This is a genomic window from uncultured Abiotrophia sp., assembly GCF_963520105.1.
In the GTDB taxonomy this organism is placed as follows: Bacteria; Bacillota; Bacilli; order Lactobacillales; family Aerococcaceae; genus Abiotrophia.
This window is the reverse complement of sequence record NZ_CAUQPN010000001.1, coordinates 497,458-520,081: the sequence shown is the minus strand read 5'-3', so window position 1 is coordinate 520,081 and position 22,624 is coordinate 497,458. Positions and strand designations below refer to the sequence as shown.

19 protein-coding genes are annotated in these 22,624 nt (G+C 46.7%); all 19 read right to left on the bottom strand.

Going from position 1 to position 22,624, the window contains the following annotated elements:
- Positions 1–47: 47 nt before the first annotated feature.
- The gene (pyrE, locus tag RWO08_RS02385; RefSeq protein ID WP_314211138.1) at positions 48–668 is read right to left on the bottom strand and encodes an orotate phosphoribosyltransferase; all 621 of its coding nucleotides are present in this window, start codon (positions 666–668) and stop codon (positions 48–50) included.
- A 16-nt stretch (positions 669–684) separates the two neighbouring features.
- Positions 685–1,398 carry an orotidine-5'-phosphate decarboxylase gene (pyrF, locus tag RWO08_RS02380; protein WP_314211137.1) on the bottom strand — a complete coding sequence of 238 codons (714 nt, stop codon included), beginning with the start codon at positions 1,396–1,398 and terminating at the stop codon, positions 685–687.
- 26 nt (positions 1,399–1,424) lie between these two features.
- Positions 1,425–4,604: a carbamoyl-phosphate synthase large subunit gene (gene carB, locus RWO08_RS02375; protein ID WP_314211136.1), complete on the bottom strand. Its 3,180-nt coding sequence runs from the start codon at positions 4,602–4,604 to the stop codon at positions 1,425–1,427.
- A 12-nt stretch (positions 4,605–4,616) separates the two neighbouring features.
- Positions 4,617–5,717, bottom strand: coding sequence for a glutamine-hydrolyzing carbamoyl-phosphate synthase small subunit (gene carA, locus RWO08_RS02370; protein ID WP_314211135.1), 1,101 nt, complete (start codon positions 5,715–5,717; stop codon positions 4,617–4,619).
- Positions 5,718–5,744: 27 nt separating this feature from the next.
- Positions 5,745–7,022 (bottom strand): dihydroorotase, encoded by a 1,278-nt coding sequence (locus RWO08_RS02365; RefSeq protein WP_314211134.1) that lies wholly within the window; start codon positions 7,020–7,022, stop codon positions 5,745–5,747.
- Positions 7,023–7,045: 23 nt separating this feature from the next.
- Positions 7,046–7,927, bottom strand: coding sequence for an aspartate carbamoyltransferase catalytic subunit (locus tag RWO08_RS02360; RefSeq protein WP_314211133.1), 882 nt, complete (start codon positions 7,925–7,927; stop codon positions 7,046–7,048).
- A gap of 156 nt (positions 7,928–8,083) precedes the next feature.
- Positions 8,084–8,608, bottom strand: coding sequence for a bifunctional pyr operon transcriptional regulator/uracil phosphoribosyltransferase PyrR (gene pyrR, locus RWO08_RS02355; protein WP_314211132.1), 525 nt, complete (start codon positions 8,606–8,608; stop codon positions 8,084–8,086).
- Between the two features lie 187 nt (positions 8,609–8,795).
- Positions 8,796–9,818, bottom strand: a complete 1,023-nt coding sequence (locus tag RWO08_RS02350; RefSeq protein WP_314211131.1) for an LPXTG cell wall anchor domain-containing protein — start codon at positions 9,816–9,818, stop codon at positions 8,796–8,798.
- Between the two features lie 217 nt (positions 9,819–10,035).
- Positions 10,036–11,442: a dihydrolipoyl dehydrogenase gene (gene lpdA / locus RWO08_RS02345; RefSeq protein ID WP_023390702.1), complete on the bottom strand. Its 1,407-nt coding sequence runs from the start codon at positions 11,440–11,442 to the stop codon at positions 10,036–10,038.
- Positions 11,443–11,455: 13 nt separating this feature from the next.
- Positions 11,456–12,757, bottom strand: a complete 1,302-nt coding sequence (locus RWO08_RS02340; protein ID WP_314211130.1) for a dihydrolipoamide acetyltransferase family protein — start codon at positions 12,755–12,757, stop codon at positions 11,456–11,458.
- Between the two features lie 29 nt (positions 12,758–12,786).
- Complete coding sequence (locus RWO08_RS02335) at positions 12,787–13,764, bottom strand: alpha-ketoacid dehydrogenase subunit beta (RefSeq protein WP_023390704.1); 978 nt, start codon at positions 13,762–13,764, stop codon at positions 12,787–12,789.
- 2 nt (positions 13,765–13,766) lie between these two features.
- Positions 13,767–14,867: a pyruvate dehydrogenase (acetyl-transferring) E1 component subunit alpha gene (gene pdhA / locus RWO08_RS02330; RefSeq protein WP_314049451.1), complete on the bottom strand. Its 1,101-nt coding sequence runs from the start codon at positions 14,865–14,867 to the stop codon at positions 13,767–13,769.
- Between the two features lie 456 nt (positions 14,868–15,323).
- Positions 15,324–16,214: an ATP-binding cassette domain-containing protein gene (locus RWO08_RS02325; protein WP_314062012.1), complete on the bottom strand. Its 891-nt coding sequence runs from the start codon at positions 16,212–16,214 to the stop codon at positions 15,324–15,326.
- The gene (locus RWO08_RS02320) at positions 16,195–17,256 is read right to left on the bottom strand and encodes an ABC transporter ATP-binding protein (protein WP_314062010.1); all 1,062 of its coding nucleotides are present in this window, start codon (positions 17,254–17,256) and stop codon (positions 16,195–16,197) included. Before RWO08_RS02320 ends, RWO08_RS02325 begins: the two co-directional genes overlap by 20 nt.
- A gap of 8 nt (positions 17,257–17,264) precedes the next feature.
- A complete protein-coding gene (gene opp3C, locus RWO08_RS02315; RefSeq protein WP_023390708.1) occupies positions 17,265–18,335 on the bottom strand; it encodes an oligopeptide ABC transporter permease in 1,071 nt (356 codons plus the stop codon).
- A 1-nt stretch (position 18,336) separates the two neighbouring features.
- Positions 18,337–19,275: an oligopeptide ABC transporter permease gene (gene opp3b / locus RWO08_RS02310; protein WP_023390709.1), complete on the bottom strand. Its 939-nt coding sequence runs from the start codon at positions 19,273–19,275 to the stop codon at positions 18,337–18,339.
- A 285-nt stretch (positions 19,276–19,560) separates the two neighbouring features.
- Positions 19,561–19,887 (bottom strand): preprotein translocase subunit YajC, encoded by a 327-nt coding sequence (gene yajC, locus RWO08_RS02305; RefSeq protein ID WP_023390710.1) that lies wholly within the window; start codon positions 19,885–19,887, stop codon positions 19,561–19,563.
- A 68-nt stretch (positions 19,888–19,955) separates the two neighbouring features.
- Positions 19,956–21,101, bottom strand: coding sequence for a tRNA guanosine(34) transglycosylase Tgt (tgt, locus tag RWO08_RS02300; protein ID WP_023390711.1), 1,146 nt, complete (start codon positions 21,099–21,101; stop codon positions 19,956–19,958).
- Between the two features lie 124 nt (positions 21,102–21,225).
- Entirely contained in the window at positions 21,226–22,557 is a 1,332-nt protein-coding gene (locus RWO08_RS02295) for an FAD-dependent oxidoreductase (protein WP_314211129.1), read from the bottom strand.
- Positions 22,558–22,624 lie beyond the last annotated feature (67 nt).

Genomic DNA, 22,624 nt, shown 5'->3' with positions numbered 1-22,624 from the left:
CAAAGCAAAAAGCAGAGTTGCTTTGCAACCCTACTTTTTATGTAAGTTTAATTTCCTAATGTGTGGCGCCATTCAAGGAGCGAAGCCACGTCTTCTTGTTCGATATATTGAGCTTCCAGGGCCGCCTCGATTAAGGCGTCATAATTGGTTAGGGTATGGTAGCTTACTCCAGCTTCAGCAAAGGCCTGCTGAGCCTTGGTCAACTCATAAGAAAAGATGGCAACAACACCTAGCACTTGACAGCCTGCATCTTTTAGGGCTTGAGCCACCTTGAGCGAGGATAAGCCAGTCGAGATCAAGTCTTCCACGATGACCACCTTGACTCCCGGCTCCAGGTGCCCTTCAATCTGGTTGGTCTTACCATGCTTTTTAGCAGAGTCCCGTACATAAACCATGGGCAAGTCCAGCAAATCGCTGACCCAAGCCGCGTGGGGAATACCAGCAGTTGCTGTCCCCGCTACTACTTGGACCTGAGGATAATGTTCCTTAATCACCAGACTTAAAGACTGGGCAATCTTACGACGGACTGACGGATAGGACATGGTCAGGCGATTGTCACAATAGATTGGCGATTGAATACCTGATGTCCATGTAAAGTACTGGTGGGGCTGTAAGGCGACCGCTTTAATAGCTAATAATTCTTGGGCAATTTCTTTTGCACTGGACATGAAAATCCTCCTATTCTTACTTCAAAAAGCTCTGACAAATGCCATCATATACGGCGACCGGGTCACTAGCCAGCGTAATCGGCCGACCAACCACAATATGGCTTGAGCCTAGTTGTCGGGCAACTTCCGGTGTAGCAATTCGCTTTTGATCCTGACTATGACCACCTACCAAGCGTATACCTGGCGTGACAATGGCAAAGTCCTGACCACAAACCTCCCGAATATGGGGTGCTTCATGTACTGAGGCTACGACTCCATCCAAACCCGCTTCCTTGGTCAACTGCGCGTAATGACGGACACTGGTCACTAGGTCTACTGGAATCAATTGTTCGGCCTGCATTTGTTCTTGAGAGGTAGAGGTTAACTGGGTTACAGCGATGGCTAAAGTTTCAGGGCTGCCTCCATCAATTAAGCCTTGCTTGGCAGCCTCCAGCATTTCCTTGCCCCCCGCGGCATGAAAATTGAGCATGTCCACTTTGAACTGGGCCAAACCCTTGCTTGCTCCATAAACTGTATTGGGAATGTCATGTAGCTTGAGGTCAAGGAAGATGCGGTGCCCTCTTTCCTTGAGAGCAGATAAGACTTGTGGCCCATTTTGTAGATAGAGTTCCATTCCAACCTTAACATAGAGCTGGTCGTGGTCACTAAAGGGCTTTAAAAATGCCAGGGTTTCTTCTAAATTTTTGAAGTCTAGTGCGACGATGACATCGCCAGAATATCTTTGATTCATAGTTCCTCCTTATGGATCAAGTTCGACTAAGCTAACGGCGTGATATGGAAAGAGGTGGATTCTAGAACCTTCAAGAGGGCCATACTCGTATCTAAAGAGGTGAAGCAGACGATTTCTTGTTCACTGGCTACCCGGCGAATCTTGAAGCCATCCTTGGTGACATCTTTATCCTTAGAAGTAGTGTTAATGACTAGGTCCACTTGACCTTGATAGATGGCATCTAAGACATTGTGCTCCTGACTACCGATTTTGCCAACAGAAGCTACTTTAAGTCCTGCCTGACTTAGGTAATCAGCAGTTCCTGGGGTGGCCAAGAGATTGAAACCCAAGTCACTAAAGCGACGTGCCAACTCTAAGGCCTCGGCTTTGTCTTCGTTAGCCACTGTGAAGAGGATGGTCCCTTGATCCTTGACCTGGATGCCAGCGGCTACTAGCCCTTTGTAGAGGGATTTTTCCAAGGTTAAGTCGCTACCCATAACTTCCCCGGTTGACTTCATTTCTGGCCCTAAGGCAGTATCAACATCCTTGAGTTTTTGGAAGCTAAAGACTGGCACCTTGGTGTAAACAGCAGACGGTTCAGGCAGCAAGCCAGTCTGGTAGCCTAAATCACCTAGGGATTGGCCTAAAATAGCTTGCATGGCTAATTGTGCCATAGGGACGCCTGTAATCTTGCTGAGGAATGGGACGGTCCGTGAACTGCGCGGATTAACTTCCAAGACGTAGAGTTCGCCCTTGCTAAGTACATACTGGATATTAAGTAGGCCTACAATGTTAAGACCCTTAGCTAGGCGAATGGTATAGTCAACCAGCTGCTCCTTCTGAGCCTGGCTTAAGGTCTGAGGTGGGTAAACGGCGATGGAGTCCCCTGAGTGGACCCCTGCCCGCTCAATATGTTCCATAATGCCTGGAATGACCACGGTTTGACCATCACAGATGGCATCGACTTCGATTTCTTGACCGATCAGGTAACGATCTGTTAAGACAGGATGTTCCGGAGATACCCGCACAGCGGTCTCCATGTAACGACGCAAATCAGCTTCTTCATAGACGATTTCCATGGCGCGACCGCCCAAGACATAGGAAGGTCGTACCAAGACTGGATAGCCAATGGACGCCGCGTTAGTAACAGCTGTTTCCGTATCTGAGGCTGTCTTACCTAAAGGTTGTGGAATGGCTAATTCATGCAAGAGATGCTCAAACTTATCGCGGTTTTCAGCCTTGTCAATTTCTTCCAGACTAGTTCCAAGGATTTTGACCCCATGTCTTTGTAGTTTATCGGCTAGGTTAATGGCCGTCTGACCACCAAATTGCACGACCACACCCAGAGGCTGCTCGTGATTCAAGATAGCCATGACATCTTCTTCGGTTAGCGGTTCGAAGTAGAGTTTGTCAGAAATGGTGAAGTCGGTTGAGACGGTCTCTGGGTTGTTGTTGATAATAATGGCTTCGTAACCTGCTGCCTTAATAGCTAGAACAGCATGGACAGTCGCGTAGTCAAATTCTACCCCTTGACCGATACGGATTGGGCCAGAGCCTAGCACCACGATTTTAGGTTTGTCCGTCACGATAGATTCATTCTCTGCTTCATAGCTGGAATAGAAATAAGGAGTTGAAGACTCGAATTCTGCCGCACAGGTATCCACCATCTTGAAGACAGGTGTGATGCCCGCTTCTTGACGTAACTGATAAACTTCTGCCTCAGTAGTTTGCCAACGGTGGGCAATGATTTTGTCAGAGAAACCGTAACGTTTGGCATAAGCTAAGAGATTGAGGTCATGCGGATGGGCCTTTAGCTCATGTTCCAAATCAATAATATGCTGCATCTTATCTAGGAAGAAACAATCAATTTTAGTCATGTCATGAATCTGATCAATGCTGACGCCTCGTCTCAGGGCTTCGCCAATAAAGAAGAGACGTTCATCACTACCCGCTTGGACCTTTTCCATGATTTCTTCCAAACTGAAGCTATCACCATTAGGCAGGCCCAAATGGTGGACGCCGTATTCAAGTGAGCGGATGGCCTTAAGTAAAGATTCCTCATAGGTCCGCCCCATGGCCATAACCTCACCCGTTGCCTTCATTTGAGTGCCTAACTTACGGTCGGCACGTTCGAATTTATCAAAAGGAAAACGTGGGATCTTGCTGACCACATAGTCTAGGCTGGGTTCGAAGCAGGCATAAGAATTCTGGGTGACAGGATTGAGGATTTCATCAAGTCTTAAGCCAACGGCAATCTTGGCCGCTATCTTAGCAATCGGGTAACCGGTCGCCTTAGAGGCTAAGGCCGAAGAGCGAGACACGCGCGGGTTCACTTCAATGATATAGTAGTTAAAGGAATCTGGGTCCAAGGCTAATTGGACATTACAGCCCCCTTCTATCTTGAGGGCCCGAATAATCTTAAGGGACACATCGCGCAACATGTGATACTCGCGGTCAGTCAGAGTTTGCGATGGGGCCACCACGACCGAGTCACCGGTATGAATGCCTACGGGGTCAATGTTTTCCATGTTGCAGACGACAATGGCGGTATCATTGGCATCACGCATGACTTCATACTCGATTTCCTTGTAACCTGCGATGGATTTTTCTAGCAAACATTGGGTTACGGGCGAATAATGGAGTCCTGAAGAGACAATTTCATCTAAATCCTGGTCGTTATAACAAATACCGCCACCTGTCCCCCCCATGGTAAAGGCCGGACGGACAATGACTGGATAGCCAATTTGCGCTACAAAATCTCGAGCTTGATCTAAGTTGGTCACAATTTCTGATTCAGGCACCGGCTCTCCTAATTCCTGCATGAGCTGACGGAAGAGCTGGCGGTCTTCCGCTTGCTCGATGGAGGCTAGTTTGGTTCCTAGTAATTCGACACCGTATTGGTCCAAGACTCCCTGGCGATGCAATTGAACGGCTAGGTTAAGCCCAACTTGGCCGCCGAGGGTTGGCAGCAAGGCATCTGGTCGTTCCTTACGGATGATTTTGCTGACAAATTCTAATGTGAGTGGCTCCATATAAACCTTGTCGGCAATCTGACGGTCGGTCATAATGGTGGCCGGATTGGAGTTAACTAGGATAACTTGGTAGCCCTCTTCCTTCAAGGATAGGCAAGCCTGAGTCCCGGCATAATCGAATTCTGCTGCCTGTCCAATTGTAATGGGACCTGACCCAATAACCAGAATTGTTTGAATATCTTGACGTTTTGGCATAATTCGACTCCTTTACTTGTGGTGACGAGACTGAGCTTGGAAGGCTTTCATATTCTCAATAAACTGATCAAAGAGATAATTAGGATCATGAGGTCCTGGCGATGCTTCGGGATGATATTGAACTGAGAAAACTGGATAGAATTTATGTTGAACGCCTTCGCAGGTGGAGTCATTGACTGACAAATGAGTTAATTCTAGGTCTGTATCTGCCAATGAGTCAATATCTACACTGTAACCATGGTTTTGCGAAGTCAAGTCTACCTTGCCTGTCAATAGATTTTTGACTGGATGGTTGGCCCCACGATGGCCAAATTTGAGCTTATAGGTCTTGGCTCCTGCTGCCAAACTAATCAGTTGATGACCCATGCAAATACCAAAAATTGGTAGCTTGTCCATGATTTGGCCAATCATGGCAATAGTCTCTGGCACATCCTCAGGGTCGCCAGGTCCATTAGAGAGCATGACGCCATCAGGTTGAAGCCGTAAAACTTCCTGAGCGCTAATATTATGAGGCACCACGACAATGTCGCAGTTACGCTCATTAAGCTCACGCAGAATACCTGACTTCATGCCTAAATCAACCAGAACCACTCGATAGCCCGTTCCTGACGACAGGAAGGCCTTAGAAGTCGACACTTGGGCAATTTGGTCCCTAGCCAGTTCAGTCTCTCTAAGTTTTTCTAGCACTTGTGCTGAATCTTGAGACAAGTCAGTAATAATCCCCTTAATCGTCCCATATTGACGAATCTTTCGTGTCAGACTGCGGGTATCAATGCCCCAAATTCCTGGGATATCTAGTTCTTTGAGCGCTTGATCTAAGGACATTTGGCTACGGAAGTTGGAAGGCTTTTGGCAGACTTCGCGGACTACTAGGCCCTTGATAGAGGGATTAATGGTCTCAAAGTCATCTCGGTTAATGCCATAATTACCAATTAAGGGATAGGTAAAGGTGACAATTTGACCGTTATAGGAAGGGTCTGATAGTGTTTCTTGGTAGCCTGTCATGGCGGTATTGAAGACGACTTCCCCTAACATAGCCCGGTCAGCACCAAAGCCATAGCCCTTGTAGATGGTTCCATCTTCTAGAATCAGCTGTTTATCATATCTATACATATGCTCGCTCCTTGTTTTACTAGGCTTTTAGGCAAAAAATGCGGTATCTTGATAGGCGATGCGTCCTTGGCTAATAGTCAGGATAGGCCAACCATAAACTTCTTGACCGGCGTATGGCGTGTTACGCCCTTTGGATAAGAAGTTCTCAGGTTGGATACTTGCTACCTTGTCTAAATCGATAACGACTAAATCAGCAGGCTGCCCAACGGCTAGGGTTCCATAAGGTAGGTCAAAAATTTTAGCCACATTAGTCGACATCTTGTCCAAGAGAAAATCTAGGGACATAATGCCTGGCTTGACAAAGTGGGTATAGAGCTGGCTAAAGGCTGTCTCAGACCCTACAATACCAAAGGCCGCCTCCTGCATTGGCAAGTCTTTCTCATACAGAGCGTGTGGCGCATGGTCAGTAGCGATAATGTCGATGGTCCCATCTAAGAGGCCAGCAATTAGGGCTCGGCGATCCTCAGCTGCGCGCAGGGGTGGATTCATTTTCCAGAAACCATGGTTGTGAGGAATGTCGTCCTCGTCACTCAGTAAATGATGGGGGCAGACTTCGCAAGTCACCTTAATACCGTTGGCCTTTGCCTCACGAACAAGGCGAACGGATTCCTTGGTCGACACATGGCAGACATGATAGTGACAGCCTGCCGCTTCAGCCAAGAGAATGTCGCGGGCAATCTGAACCGATTCGCAGACAGATGGAATACCTGGCAGACCTAGTTCCCGACTGCGGCAGCCACAGTGCATGCAGCCACCCCGAATTAGGGAATTGTCCTCGCAATGGGCCACAATGGCTTTGTTAAGGCGGGCGGCCACACACATGGATTCATACATCATATTAGCATTTTGGACCCCACGCCCATCATCACTGAAGGCAAAAACATGTTGAGCTAACTCGTCAAACTGAGCATAGTCCTCCCCTAGCTCCCCTTTGGTAATGGCACCGTAAGGAATGGCCCTAATAACCGAATCGCGTGCAATAATGTCTAGCTGGGGCTTAAGGTGGTCATAGGAATCGGGAACTGGATTGAGGTTGGGCATGGGCATAGCCGTAGTGAAGCCACCGCGTGCAGCCGCTCTGGAAGCATGGTAGATATTTTCCTTGTATTCAAATCCTGGCTCCCGCCAGTGGACATGGACATCAATAAAACCCGGTGCTAGGAGTTTACTTTTAAGGTCAAATGTTTGATCCGCACTGGCATTGAGCTCCTTGTCCATGGCTAAAATCTTATCGCCATCTATCAGAATTTCGACAGGCTCTAAATGTCCCTTGACCAGACGACGACCATTTTTGAGTAATAGCATGATGTGACTTCCTTTCTATCTTGTTAGAGGGCGTTATCGGCAATCAGTTTCTCCAGAATGGCTTGACGCATAAAACGGCCATTGGTCATCTGGGTGAAAATGCGAGATTGAGGAGCTTCCACCAACTCAGAGGCAATCTCCATGTCCCGGTTGACTGGTGCTGGATGCATGACAATGGCCTGTGGCTTGAGGGCTCGGTAGCGAGCTGGCGTTAGGCCATAACGGGCATGATAGTCAGCCTGGCTTAAGGCCACTTGCTCCTGATGGCGTTCAAATTGGACGCGTAAAAGCATGCAGGCATCGACTTGGCCAATGACCTGGTCGAAGTCGACCATTTGTCCCAAAGTCGGATCTGCAAAGACTTGAGGTCCCACAAATTGGACCTTGGCCCCCAATCGGCTCAGCATGTGATAGTTGCTTCGGGCCACCCGCGAATTCTTGATATCACCTGCTATCACTAGCTCCAGCCCTTCTATATGGCCAAATTCTTCATAGAGGGTCATCAAATCCAGCAAGCACTGGCTAGGATGTTCCCCACTGCCATCGCCGCCACTGATGACCGGAATGGCCAAGCCTTCTAGTTCCTGATAGTAAGCTTCTTGGCTATGGCGAATGACCAAGATGTTGCAGCCAATCGCTTCAAGCGTCTTACAGGTATCATAGAGGGTCTCACCCTTGTTAAGAGAGGATGTAGACGCATCAAAATTCAGGACCTGCAAGCCTAACTTCATTTGAGCCACCTCAAAACTGTGCTTGGTCCGGGTCGAATTTTCGAAGAAAAGATTGGCCGCTATGAGGTCGGGGCGTTGAATGGGACTGGCCCCTGCCTTGAGCTCTAAGGCTCTCTCAATCAGGCCATAAACCTCCTCATTGCTTAAATCTGACATCTTTACTAAGTTTCTCATACGTCTCCTCCTTATCATGCTATCAAACTATAAGAAAAAACCACCTAATAGTCCGAGCTATCAGGTGGTTGACTTATGAGCGTCTTATTATCGCCTAACAAGACCCTTAAGTTTTCCTCTTGATAGCCTCTCTGGACTAGCTTAAAAAGTCAAATCTTAAGTAAGTAGAATTTCTTCAGTCCCATCCACTTCTTGCAGACAGACATGGACATTCTCCTCATGTGCTGTGGGAATGTTCTTACCAATAAAGTCTGCCCGAATGGGAAGCTCGCGGTGGCCGCGGTCCACCATAATGGCCAAACGAATGACCTGGGGACGGCTAACGTCGAGGATGGCATCCATAGCGGCACGCACAGTACGGCCTGTATAGAGGACATCATCCACAATGACCACAGTCTTGTCAGTTAAATTGTGAGTAAAAGAAAGATGTTTTATTTGTGGATCAGCATGATTCTTAACCAAATCATCCCGATAGAATTGAATATCGATGTGTTCTACACCCACTTGAACCTGGGTAATGGTGGCTAGTTTCTCTTGCAGGCGATCAGCTAGATTGGCCCCTCGAGTCTTAATGCCGACCAAAACTACTTGATGAATATCAGTCCGCTCATTGATTTCATGAGCCATGCGGGTCAGCATGCGGTTAATTTGGCTAGCATCGAATAAAACACGTCGTTTCATAGTCACTTCTCCATCTAGACAAAATCGTCGACATGGCCAAGTCAAAGCTGGCCTGAGCACCTTGGAAACCTCACGGGATTTCCTTAAAAATTCGGATTTTGCCCCTAAATTGCTACTAGTATACCCTTAAAGCCAGCAAGTGTCAATTAAATAAGTCAAAAAGCCCCCTAAAAAGGGAGCTTTCTTTCTATTGCTTTCGTGTTTTCTTGTAACCGAACAGAACAGCTACACCAGCAATTACCAAGAAAAGAGCGAGTAACCAACCAAAGTTGGATTCTTCCCCTGTCTTAGGTAAGGCTTTCTTCTGAACAACGGGTGCTTGAGAAGCTTCTGAGCGGGATTCAGACTGGCTGTTATTGTTTGCTGTTTTATTAACTGTTACCTGTTGATTATTGGCAGCCGGCTTGTTAGCAGCTTGATTGGTATTATTATTTTGTTGATTAGCTGCTACTTTATTATCAGTCGCATTCTGATTGTTAGCTGGTTTGTTGCTTTCATCAGGTTTTACTTCTGAAACGACACTATAAGCAATGTCTTGACTAGCTGTATTACTACGGCTATTTTCATTAGGCTTAGCGTTTGTTTCGTTGCTAGATGACTTATCAACTGTCACCGGCTTGTTAATTTCACTGGCCCGGCTTGTAGTCGATGTACTATTTTGGCTGGCACTAGAGCTACTAGCGCCCGCTGGAGCACTACTTTCACTACTTGTTTCGGTAGCTGGTGCATTTGGAGTAACAGCAGTTGGAACAGAGTTAGTCGCATTTTCCCAGGCTTCACGCATTTGGCGTTCTGGCTCATAAAGAGGCAATTCAATGACATTGCGAACACCCGGTTCTGTCTCAGCCTTAATCCCCAAGTTCTTCAGAACTTCAGCCTCTGTTGTGTAAACCATAATATCTGCTGTATAGGCTGATAGGTTACCTTTAGAAGTTGAGTATTCTGTTAAGTAACTGGATACCTTGAGATTGAAGCGTTTCGGGTCCATCATAATGCCCCGTTCATTAAACCACTCCACCGTTTGAATGATAGAAGCATCTTTAGATGAATGGGTCAAGAAGTTAACATCTTGAATAAACTGTCCACTGTATAAATCGTAGATACTGTATTTTAAGATAGCGTTCAAGCTCTCTGCATGAGCCGCAAAAGACGGCACTAGAATAGTCGCAAATAATAGTAAGGTCGCGATTACTTTTTTGAATGATCTCATCATCGTTTCCCCCTTGAGTGGATTCTCGAATCTCGTTACACTCATTATACATCTATTACAAATCAATTACAAGCTTTTAGGCTATGAATCCGCTACTTTTTTGCATAAAAAAGGCGCTATTCCAAGTAGATAAGCCCTTTCACAACCATTTAAGAAAAGAGCCGAGGATTCCCCCGGCTCTGACCAATATATCATATATGATATATTGGGAACTTAATTAGACGTGAATTGGGTGACCTAAAGCCAACTCAGCAGCATCCATAACTGTTTCAGCTAAGGATGGGTGTGAGTGGATTGTCAAGGCGATGTCTTCAGCGTTCAAGCCGCCTTCAACTGCCAAGGTCAATTCAGCAATGATGTCAGAAGCGTTAACCCCTGCGACTTGTGCCCCTAAGATGGTGTTGTCTTCCTTATCCACAACTAAACGTACGAAACCTTCAGTTGCATTCAAGGACAAGGCACGACCGTTCCCAGCTAATGGGAATTTAACAGCTTTAGCATTCAAACCAGCTTCTTTAGCTTGATCTAGAGTGTAGCCTACAGAAGATAATTCTGGGTCAGTGAAGCAGACTGCTGGCATTGCCACGTAGTCAACTTCAGATGCTTGCCCAGCGATTGCTTCAGCAGCAACCTTAGCTTCGTAGCTTGCTTTGTGGGCTAAAGCTGCACCTGGAACAGCGTCACCGATGGCGAAGATGTTTGGTTTGTTAGTACGACCTTGTTTGTCAACGTTGATCAAACCACGTTCGCCCACGATAACCCCAGCAACTTCCAAGCCGCAGTTATCGGTGTTAGGACGGCGACCAACCGTTACTAAGCAGTATTCTGCTTCAACAGTGTGTTGTTTGCCCCCTACTTCATAAGTAACTACAACAGACTTGTCTTTTACTTCTGAGTTCAAAGCCATAGCGTTGGTGATGATATCTACACCCTTCTTAGCGAATTCATTTTCCACTAATTTAACCATGTCTTTTTCAAAAGTTGGGATGATTTGGTTAGAACCTTCCAAGATTGTAATCTTAGTACCGAAGTTAGCGAAAGCACCTGCTAATTCTGAACCGATGTAACCCCCACCGATTACCACCATAGAAGATGGAATGTGGTCTAGGGCCAAAGCACCGGTAGAGTCAATCACGCGGTCGCTGTACTTGAAGCCTTTGATTTCGATTGGGCGGCTACCAGTTGCCACGATGGCATTGTTGAAGCTGTAAGTTTGAGCTGAGTCTTCTTTGACTACACGTAATGTATGATCATCTACGAAGAAAGCTTCCCCTTCAATAATCTCTACCTTGTTCTTCTTAAGCAACATGCGAATCCCGCCGGTTAACTTAGCAACAACTTCTTTGTCTTTCCATTCTTGGGTACGTTTGAAGTCCACAGTGATGTCTTTGGCAATAACCCCAAAGTGGTCACCGTGTTTAGCATTGTGGTAGGTGTGGCCAGCGTTGATCAAAGCCTTAGAAGGGATACAACCTACGTTCAAGCAGGTCCCCCCGATGTAGTCTTTTTCAATGATGGCAACTTTTTGGCCGAGTTGAGCAGCACGAATAGCTGCTACATACCCACCAGGGCCAGAACCAATCACGACTGTGTCGAGTTCAATTGCGAAATCTCCTACTACCATAATCTATTTCACCTTAACCTTCCATCAATAATAATTCTGGGTCAGCCAATAAACGTTTCAATTCGTTCATAGCATTTTGTGCAGTAGCACCATCAACGATACGGTGGTCGAAGCTCAAGGACAATTTCAACATACGGCCAACAGCAATTTCGCCTTCAGCGTTAACTACTGGTTGAACGTTGATCGTCCCCATCCCTAAGATAGCAACTTCTGGGTAGTTAATGATTGGTGTGAACCATTGACCACGTGCAGAACCAATGTTAGAGATTGTAATAGTCCCTTGGCTCATGTCTTGAGCAGTTAACTTACCTTCGTGAGCTAAAGCTGCCTTGCCGTTGATTTCATCTGCAATGTCGAATACTGACTTAGTGTTAGCGTCTTTCACGTTTGGTACGAAGAGGCCACGTTCAGTGTCAGTTGCAATACCGATGTTGTAGTAGTTCTTGTAGACAATTTCTTGGCTAGCGTCGTCAATAGAAGCATTGAGGACTGGGAACTTCTTAACAGTTGCTACTAAAGCTTTTACCACATATGGCAAGAAGGTTAACTTAGTACCACGGTTAGCGGCAATGTCTTTGAACTTCTTACGGTGATCCCATAAAGCAGATACTTCTACTTCGTCGAAGAGGGTTACGTGAGGAGCTGTGTGTTTAGAGTTAACCATTGCCTTAGAAATTGCTTTACGCATTGGAGATAATGGTTCACGAGTTTCAGCTTCACCCTTACCAGATACATATGGTTGTGCTGGTGCTGCTGGTGCTGCCGCTGGGCTTGCTACTTCAGCTGGCGCTGCTACTTCTGCAGCCGCAACTGGTGCTGCTTCGCCGTTGAAGGCTAAGACGTCAGCTGCCACAACACGACCACCCTTACCAGAAGGCGTTACTAAACGAATGTCAACACCCTTGTCACGAGCTAATTTACGAACAGATGGCATTGCTAAGACACGTTTACCTTCACCTGCAGGAGCGCCTGTTGGGGCACCTGGGCCTGCTGGTGCTGCAGGTGCAGCTACCGCAGCTGGAGCCGCTTCTGGTGCAGCTTCTGCAGCTGGTGCTGCATCGCCTTCGTCTTCATGACCAGGAGCGTCGATTTCAACTAAAACGTCCCCTACGCGCGCAACAGTTCCTTCTGGAACCAAGATTTTTAAGATTTTACCAGTAACTGGAGATGGAATTTCCTCAACCGATTTGTCGTTTTGGATTTCCACTAATGTATCGTCTTCTTGAATGGTGTCGCCTTCTTTGACGTCCCATTTTACGATTTCGCCTTCGGCAATCCCTTCACCGATATCAGGCAATCTGAATTTAAAAGCCATGTTATTTACTTCCTTTCCTCAACTGAATATTAGAAGTTGTATACTTCGCGTACTTTTTCTTCGATGTCTGTTGCGTTTGGCAACCAGTCATGTTCGGCTTGACCGAATGGGAAGATGGTGTCAGGTGCTGCAACGAAACCAACTGGTGCTTCCAAGGAAAGAACCGCACGTTCAGTGATTTCAGCCATTACGCGAGCGCCAACCCCTGCTTGACGTTGTGCTTCTTGAACCACTACTACGCGACCAGTTTTCTCAGTGGTTGCGACGATTGCTTCGATGTCAAGTGGTTGAACAGTACGTAGGTCAAGGATTTCAACAGAGATACCGTCTTTTTCAAGCTTTTCAGCCGCTTTAACCGCTTCACGAACCATTGCCCCGTAAGTGATGATGGATACGTGGTTCCCTTCTTTGACAACATTAGCTTTGCCTAAAGGAATGGTGTATTCAGCTTCTGGCACTTCCTCACGGAAAGAACGGTAGAGTTTCATGTGCTCTAAGAAGATAACTGGGTCGTTGTCACGGATAGATGACAAGAGCAAGCCTTTAGCATCGTATGGACCAGAAGGAATAACAACCTTGATACCTGGTGATTGAGCCAAGAGACCTTCCAAGTTATCCGCGTGCAATTCAGGCGTATGAACCCCACCACCAAATGGTGCGCGGAAAGTGATTGGCATGTTACGGCTACCGCCAAGACGGTAACGAGTACGTGCTGCTTGAGCAACAACAGAGTCCATTACTTCGAAGACGAAGCCTAAGAATTGGATTTCAGGGATTGGACGGAAACCTTCCAAAGCCAAACCGATGGCCATACCACCGATACCAGATTCTGCTAAAGGAGTGTTGAAGACGCGGTCTTCACCAAATTCTGCTTGTAAACCTTGAGTGGCACGGAATACCCCCCCGTTCAAGCCGACGTCTTCCCCAAAAATAAGGGTACGGTCGTCATTGCGTAATTCAATGGCTAACGCTTCTGTGATAGCCTCAATCATCGTTTTTTGAGCCATTATTAGTTATTCTCCTTTGCTTCGAATTTCTTGATTTGTTCTGCTGTGATGAAGTCTGGTGTTTCGTACATGTTCTTCAAGAAGTCAGAAATCTTTTGTTTAGGTGCTTGGTCAGCTAACTTGATGGCTTCCTTGACTTCTTCCTTAGTACGTTCGATTACCGCTTCTTCTTTTTCTTGAGACCAGAGGCCTTTTGATTCTAAGTAAGTACGGAAACGAATGAGTGGATCTTTTGCACGCCATTCTTCTTGAACACCGTCTGGTTGGTAACGGGTTGGGTCATCACCTGATAAGGTATGTGGACCGAAGCGGTAGCACATTGTTTCGATGAGGACTGGGCCATTACCTGCTACAGCATATTCACGCGCAGCTTTGGTTACAGCATAAACTGCTAAGATGTCCATCCCGTCTACTTGAATCCCTGGGATCCCAGCAGCAACTGCTTTTTGAGCCAAAGTAGGCGCAGCAGATTGGAGTGAACGTGGCGTAGAAATCGCCCAACCATTGTTTTGGATGAAGAAGATTGCTGGTGCTTTGTAAGCGCCGGCGAAGTTAATCCCTTCGTAGAAGTCCCCTTGTGAAGAACCACCGTCACCAGTCCAAGTTGCAGCAACTGCGTTTTTACCGTTCTTCTTAAGACCTAAAGCAACCCCCATAGCTTGCACATATTGTGCCCCGATGATGATTTGTGGTGGGTAAGCATTGAAGTCAGCTGGGTAGTTGTTCCCTTCTACGTGACCACGTGACCATAAGAAAGCCTTGTGGAGTGGTAAACCGTGTTTGATGAGCTGAGGCACATCACGGTAACCAGGCAAGATGTAGTCTTCTGGTTTAAGAGCGGCAACAGAGCCTAATTGTGATGCTTCTTGACCAAAAGTTGGAGCGTAGAAGCCTAAACGTCCTTGACGGTTCAAAGCAGTTGAACGTTCGTGTAAGATACGGGACCATACCATATCTTCCATCAATTGAACCAATTCTTCATCAGATAAATCTGGTAATAAATCTTTGTTGACAACTTTACCTTCTGGGCTCAAGACTTGGACCATGTCGAAGTTAAAGTTATCTGGACGCAATAAGTCTTCAATCTTAACTTTTTTTGCCATACTTGTACACTTTCCTCTCTTTTTTTAACTACTACCAAGCAAGACAGACTTAATTTCTGTATTACTGGCAGACTGTACCTTATAAATTTACCACTCTTGCTCAGTAAATGCAAGCGCTAAGGCTTGATAATAGTCACTTTAGCCCCTATCGTCCGTTTTTGTGAATGATACAATATAAGGGCCATTTATCTAAGAAAAACGGTTACTTTTGGTCGGAAAGTGGATACATTAAGGGTTGAACTGTAATACTACACTCAAATATCTGTTTCAAAATCGCCTTATAATAACGAAACAGCATGTGTTTTCTGGTATCTTTCCAACTAATATTTCAGTTAGTGAATTTTACTTCACATGGACTTATTAAAATCACGCGCTTTTGGGGTTACCCTTCACAATCTAATTGAAGCACAAAAAGACCTCCTCCCTGATACAGGAAGAAGGTTTATGCTTAGCTTATTAGGCTTTGGCTTTCATGACCCAATGCTGGTCTTGTGCTTGCACCCAGTCATGAGGCGCTTCTAATTCAGCCTGACTTGGCTGATAGACAATCCGTTGACGCTGACGGTCCTGATCTGGATCTGGCAAGGGAATAGCTGACAGTAGGCTCTGAGTATAAGGATGTAGCGGTTGCTCATAGAGCGCTTCAGCAGTTGCTAATTCCACCATGCGACCTCGATACATCATGCCAATACGGTCACTAAAGTATTTAACCATGGCCAAGTTATGGGCGATAAAGAGATAGGTCAAGCCTCGCTCTTCTTGCAAGCCTTGCAATAGGTTAATGATTTGGGCTTGGATGGAGACATCCAAGGCTGAGATAGGTTCATCGCAGACAATAAACTTAGGTTCAACCGCCAAGGCACGAGCAATCCCAATCCGTTGGCGTTGGCCGCCCGAAAATTCATGCGGATAGCGTAAGGCATGTTCAGGTGACAAACCGACTGAAGCCAGGAGCTCCGCCACTTTGGCATCTCGCTCTGACTTGGAGGCTACCAAGCCATGGACTTCCATACCTTCAGCTACAATATCTTGGACCTTCATACGAGGATTTAAGGAAGCATAAGGATCTTGGAAAATCATTTGAACGTCCTTGTTATAATCCAGTCGCTCTCCCTTTGATAAGTCGCTTAAAGCCTTCCCCTGATAGAAAATCTGGCCATCAGTTGGCTGATAGAGATTGACAATGGCACGGCCAATGGTTGATTTACCACTCCCTGATTCCCCTACTAAACCAAAGGTCTCCCCCGCTTGCACGGTGAAGCTAACATCGTCTACAGCCTTAACGACCGTATGGTCCTGATGATAATACTGTTTGAGGTTGCGCACTTCAATTAGAGCTTGTGTCATGCGATTCAGCCTCCTTCTTAGCTTGATAATAGGCATAGCGTTCTTGAATGCTAGCCGGTGGTGCCACTTTAGGGGCCTCTGGATGCAAGAGCCAAGTTGCGGCATAGTGGCCCGGATTAACCTCAAACATTGGAGGCTGCAATTCAAAATCAATATCCAGGGCATACTCATTACGGCAGGCAAAGGCATCGCCCTTTGGTGGATTGAGCAAGTTAGGCGGGGTTCCCGGAATGGCATATAGCGGACCTGACGAGGTCAAGGTCGGCGTCGCTGACAAAAGTCCCCAGGTGTAAGGATGTTGTGGATTATAGTAAACTTCATCCACCGGCCCAATTTCTACCAATCGACCTGCATACATCACCGCCACGCGGTCTGCGATATTGGCTACCACCCCTAAATCGTGGGTAATGAAGATAATGGCCATACCCTTTTGGCGCTGAATGTCCTGTAAGAGCTCAATAATTTGTGCTTGAACTGTAACGTCTAAGGCGGTCGTTGGTTCATCGGCAATCAAAATTTCTGGGTCCCCTGCCAAGGCGATGGCAATGACAATCCGTTGGCGTTGACCACCTGAGAATTGACTTGGGTAATCCTTCAGGCGTTGCTCAGGGTCCTTAATCCCACAGAGGCTGAGCAAGTTGCAGGCTTCCGCGACTGCTTCTGCGCGCGAAAACTTGCGATGTTTGATGATGACTTCCACCAATTGACGTCCAATGGTTAGGGTTGGGTTAAGCGAAGTCATGGGATCCTGGAAAATCATGGCAATTTGCGAGCCACGGATTTTTTCCATTTGCTTACCGCTTAAGTTGCGGAGGTCTTGACCCATAAAATCAATCTTGCCCTCATTAATAGTGGCACTCTGGCTCAATAGACGCATAATGGCGCGGGAGGTCACCGTTTTACCAGAACCTGATTCCCCTACGATAGCCAAAGTTTCACCTTTGTGGAGTTGGAAGTCCACGCCTCGAATGGCTTGGACAGTTCCCGCATAGGTTTTGAATTGAACCTGTAAATTCTCGATGCTTAAGACACGTTCTGTCATAAAGTCACCTACTCTTTCATTTTAGGGTCGAAGGCGTCACGCAGGCCGTCCGCCAGAAGGTTAAAAGCTAGCATTAGGATCGAAATGACACCTGCTGGATACCACATTAAGTGTGGCAAGAAACGGAAGGTCTTGTATCCATCATTAATTAAGGTCCCCAGACTAGCTGCTGGCGCCGGAATCCCAATCCCAATGAAGCTTAGGAAGGCTTCGAAGAAGATGGCTGCCGGCAAGGCAAACATGACTTGGACAATAATCAAGCCCAGCATATTAGGCAGGATGTGACGGAACATAATTTTAAGGGTTGATTGGCCTAGCACACGAGCTGCTAAGACATATTCTTGTTGCTTGATACGAATAGTTTGAGCCCGCACCACACGAGACATGGAAATCCAGCTAGTCAAGGCAATGGTAATAATAATGGACACAATCCCTGGTTGGAGCACCAAGAGCATGAGGATCACGATGACCAGGTTAGGAATCCCTGATAGGATTTCTAAAATCCGTTGCATGAGGGTATCGATTTTACCCCCAAACCACCCAGAAACCAAGCCATAAATGACACCAAAAACCAGGTTAATGGCTGCTGCTACAAAGGCAATCAAGAGGGAAATGCGCGTCCCATAGAGGATACGTGACAGCAAGTCACGGCCTAGGGCGTCAGTCCCTAAATAATAGTAGGTACCTGCCGGTACTTTGGCAGCTAGGTAGCGATCGACCAATTTTCCAGCCCGGTTGGCCCCATAGCCATTAAACCAGGATAAACCTTCTAGTCCTGGAATCTTAGGTGGCAAATTGGCATAGGATGGATTCTGAGCCGTTGGTGAGTAAGGCGCAATCCAAGGAGCCAGAATGGCCAAGATAATAAAGGCCAGAATAATAATCAAGGAAACCATAGCCGCTTTATTGCGTCGCAAACGGCGCCAAGAATCCTGCCAGAAACTCAAGGCTGGTACATCACTCATGGCATCTTGGCGACCACAGTCACGCTTAGCCAGTTGCAGTTTTTGCGCGGTTAGGTCCCCTGCTTGAGCTAGTAAAGCCTCATTATAGGAAGACTTAGCTAATTCATGTTGCATCTTAGGCACCTCCGGTCAGACGGAGTCGTGGATCAATTAACCCATTGACTATGTCAGAAATTAAAATCATGACCACTAACAAGGTGGAATAGAGAATGGTAACCCCCATAATGGTTGGGAAGTCGTTCACCATAATCGACTTGGTGAATTGTTCACCGATACCTGGAATGGAGAAGATATTTTCCACTACCAGGGAACCTGTCATCAAGCCAGCCGTCATAGGCCCAATAATAGATAGGAGTGGGATGATAGCATTGCGTAAGGCATGGCGCATCACCACATAGAAGCGGCTGAAGCCTTTGGCCCGAGCCAGCTCAATATAATCCGCATTGAGAACTTCAATCATTTCCGTCCGGACAAAGCGGGCCGCATCCGCCATCGGTGACAGGGACAAGGCAATAGTTGGTAAGACGGTTGAAGCAAAGCCATCACGCCAGAAGGCAATTGGGAACCAAGCTAGGACCACGGCAAAGAGAAATTGCAAGACAACGGCGAAGACAAAGCTTGGAACTGAACGGCCCGCAATGGCAAAGACCGAAGTAAAACGGTCAATCCAGGTATTTTGGTAGACTGCCGAAATGACACCTAGGAAAGTCCCCAGTACAGTCCCCAGCAACATAGCCTGTAAGCCTAATTGCATAGAAGGACCCGCCCGGTCAATAATAAGCTGAGAAACTGGCGTATTGTTAAATTGGAAGGACACCCCTAGGTCTCCCTTGAGAATATTGAGCAAGTAACGCCCATATTGAACCCAAATTGGCTGGTCCAGGCCATACTTAGCGTTGAGGGTTTGAATTTGGGCAGCAGTCAACTGATCTTCATTGGAAAATGGCGTCCCTGGCAGGAGTTTCATTAAGAAGAAAGTGACAGTTACAATAATAAAGAGCGTCAAGAGCATGTAGGCTAGGCGCTTGACCATATAACGAATAAAGGCTTTCATAGGTCACATCCTTTGTCCCCTTGATTGGTGTCTTAGGGGTCTAGTATCTCTTATATTATAGCCTATCTGCCCCCTTTAGCTCTAGTCACTTGCTCTAAAAAATCAAAATTCCATTTGAATGTTGTCATTTGGCTGAGGAAAGACCTGCAAAATCCTTATTCTAATGGGCTTTTTGTCTTGTTGAAAAAGTCAGTAAAAAGACGAACATTCTAGTCACTTCTCCCCTGCCTTTCTTATGATCGACACAAAAAAAGCTGAGACAGCGTCTCAGCTTGAGCCTAGGACTTAGGCTTCTTCATTGCTTACTTCTTCTTTTGGTTCTAAGTCAGCTACTGAAGGACGTACGCGTTCGCCTTGTTTAACAGTGGCAACAGCGCTTAATTCGTAGGTTAAGTAGATACCTTCGCAGTCTAAGACAACCAAACGGTTTGCCAAGTCAACTTCTTCAACAACCCCGTGTAAGCCGCCAATTGTTACAATGGCATCCCCTTTTTTGAGGGCTTGCAACATTTGTTGCTTTTCTTGAGCTTGGCGTTGTTGTGGGCGAATCATGAAGAAGTACATAACCCCCATGATTAAGACAAAGGGTAATACACTAACTAGTAAATCCATTTTGTCACTCCTTATTGTGTTCTATAATCTATACTTTATCAGACTCTGCTATAAATTGCTAGCAGTTTCTAGAAATTACGCGCATTGGCCTTGCTATAACCGTATTCTTCGAAGAAGGCTTGGCGGAAGTCTAGCAGCGAGTCATTTTCAATGTGGTAGCGGACTTGCTTCATGAGATTGAGCAAGAAGTGGACATTATGAATGGAAGCCAGACGTAGGCCGAAAATTTCGTCACATTTAATCAAGTGGCGAATGTAAGCCCGACTGTAGTGCTTGCAGGTGTAGCAATCGCACTTCTCGTCGATTGGACGGAAGTCACGGGCATACTGAGCATTCTTGACTACCAAACGTCCTTGGCTCGTCATACAGGTCCCATTGCGGGCAATCCGTGTGGCCAAGACACAGTCAAACATATCCACCCCACGAATGACGCCATCAATCAGCGAGTCAGGTGAACCAACTCCCATTAGATAACGTGGCTTGTGCTTAGGCATGACAGGCGTCAAGTAATCCAGGACTTCATTCATCTCTTCCTTAGATTCCCCAACTGACAGGCCTCCAATCGAATAACCTGGGAAGTCCATGGCAATCATATCTTGAGCATGGGCTAGGCGTAAATCCTTGTAGCCTGCCCCTTGCAAGATACCAAAGAGGGCTTGATCCTGTGGACGTTGGTGGGCCCGTAAGCCTCGCTCAGCCCAACGCGTCGTCCGTTCGATTGAGCGTTTGACATAGTCATAAGACTGGTCAAATGGTGGACACTCGTCAAAACTCATGATAATGTCGGCACCTAATTGGTTTTCAATGTGAATGGCCTTTTCAGGCGACAGGAAGAGTTTCTCTCCATTAATATGGTTGCGGAAATGGACCCCTTCCTCAGTGATTTTACGCATGTCGCTGAGGGAAAAGACTTGGAAACCGCCCGAGTCAGTCAGAATCCCCTTGTCCCAGTTCATAAATTTATGTAGGCCACCGGCTTCCGCTACCAAGTCTTCCCCTGGTCGTAACCAGAGGTGGTAGGTGTTGGCTAGGACAACGTCTGCCCCCATCTCCTTGAGTTCTTCAGGCGACAGGCCCTTGATGGTTGCCAAGGTACCGACCGGCATATACATGGGGGTCGGGAAGGATCCGTGCGGGGTATGTAAGATTCCCAGGCGGGCGCCAGTATGTTTTTCTTCTTTGATGAGTTCATACCAGACTGCTGGTTTGGTCATGTCATCGACTCCTTTATCTGTTCAGTGCTCTCCCATTATAGCAAATTTCGCCTGTCAAAACCACCACTTTTGACGTAGTCCGACTAGACAAAAAGCAGCGAGACCTAGGCCTCGCTGCTCATGCTTATTTTGGTTGTTTTAAGACATCGTTCAAGGCTTCCGCAATGGTTGGATGGGTGAAGAGGAAGTCGCGAATTTCAGTGTAAGGCACCTTGGTCTTGATGGCTAGAGCCAAGAAGTTAATGACTTCTGGCGACATAACCCCATAGTGAGTCGCACCTAAAATAGTTTGATCTGCCTTGTTGACAATGATCTTGAAGCTACCGCGGTCATTGCCGATGACTTTGGCTTTAGGCACAGCCGCCATTGGTAAGCCGAAGACTAAGACCTCATGGCCTGCTTCCACCGCTTGCGCTTCTGTCAAGCCCACATGTGATAATGGGGTTTGGAGGAAGACGGTGTAAGGAATGAGATTACGGTCAGACACCTTGCGAGACTTGTCGCCCCAGAGTTGGTCTTTGACAATGCGGAAATCATCCAGGGATACATAGGTGAATTGTGGGCCACCTTTGACATCACCCAAAGCGTAAACGCCAGGAACAGCTGTTTCTAAGTATTCATTGACTACCACCGCACCTTGAGCATCCAATTCAATATCTGTATTTTCTAAGCCTAATTGCGCGGTATTTGGGCGACGACCAGCTGCCACCAAGATGGCATCAGCTTCTAGGCGATGACTTTGCCCTTGGTAGTTATAGGTTACAGTCCCGCCCTCAAAGGCCAAATCTTGAATGCCTAAGTAGAAGGTCAAACCAGCAGCTTCCATATCTGCCTTAATTTGAGTGGCAATTTCTGGTTCTTCACGTGGCATGAAGCGGTCAAAAATATCCAAGACGGTCACTTCAGAACCGAAGGTCCGGAACATATCGGCCATTTCCAAACCGATATACCCTGCCCCTACCACAACTAAACGTTTTGGCAACTTTTGTAAATCCAAGGCTTCTGTTGAAGTTAAGACAAAATCATTGCCTTCCAAGCCAGGAATAGCTGGTAAGGCAGTCTTAGCCCCAGTATTAATGAAGATGCGGTCCCCTGTTACTTGACGGGTTTGACCGTCAGTTAAGGTGACTTCAAGGCTGTGGTTTCCAGTAAAACGAGCCCAACCAGTCCAAACTTCGGCACTTGCTTCATCTGCAATCATGTGATAGTTTTTGTCGTTTAAAGCAGCAATTAACTTAGCCTTACGAGCAGCCGCTGCTTCGAAGTCTAAGCCTTGGCCTGCTGCTTCAATCAAAGTCTTAGATGGAATACAGCCGATGTTGATACAGGTCCCCCCGTACATCTTAGGAGAAGCTTCAATTAAGAGCACTTGTTCTTGACGACCAGCCAAGGTTTTCGCTAGGGTTTTGCCCCCTTTACCAAAGCCAATCACGATATTTTGATAATGTTGTGTCATGTTAATCCCTCATTTCATTCTTGCTATATTCCTAGTTTAGCTCGCTTGCCAGGAAAAAACAATTAGG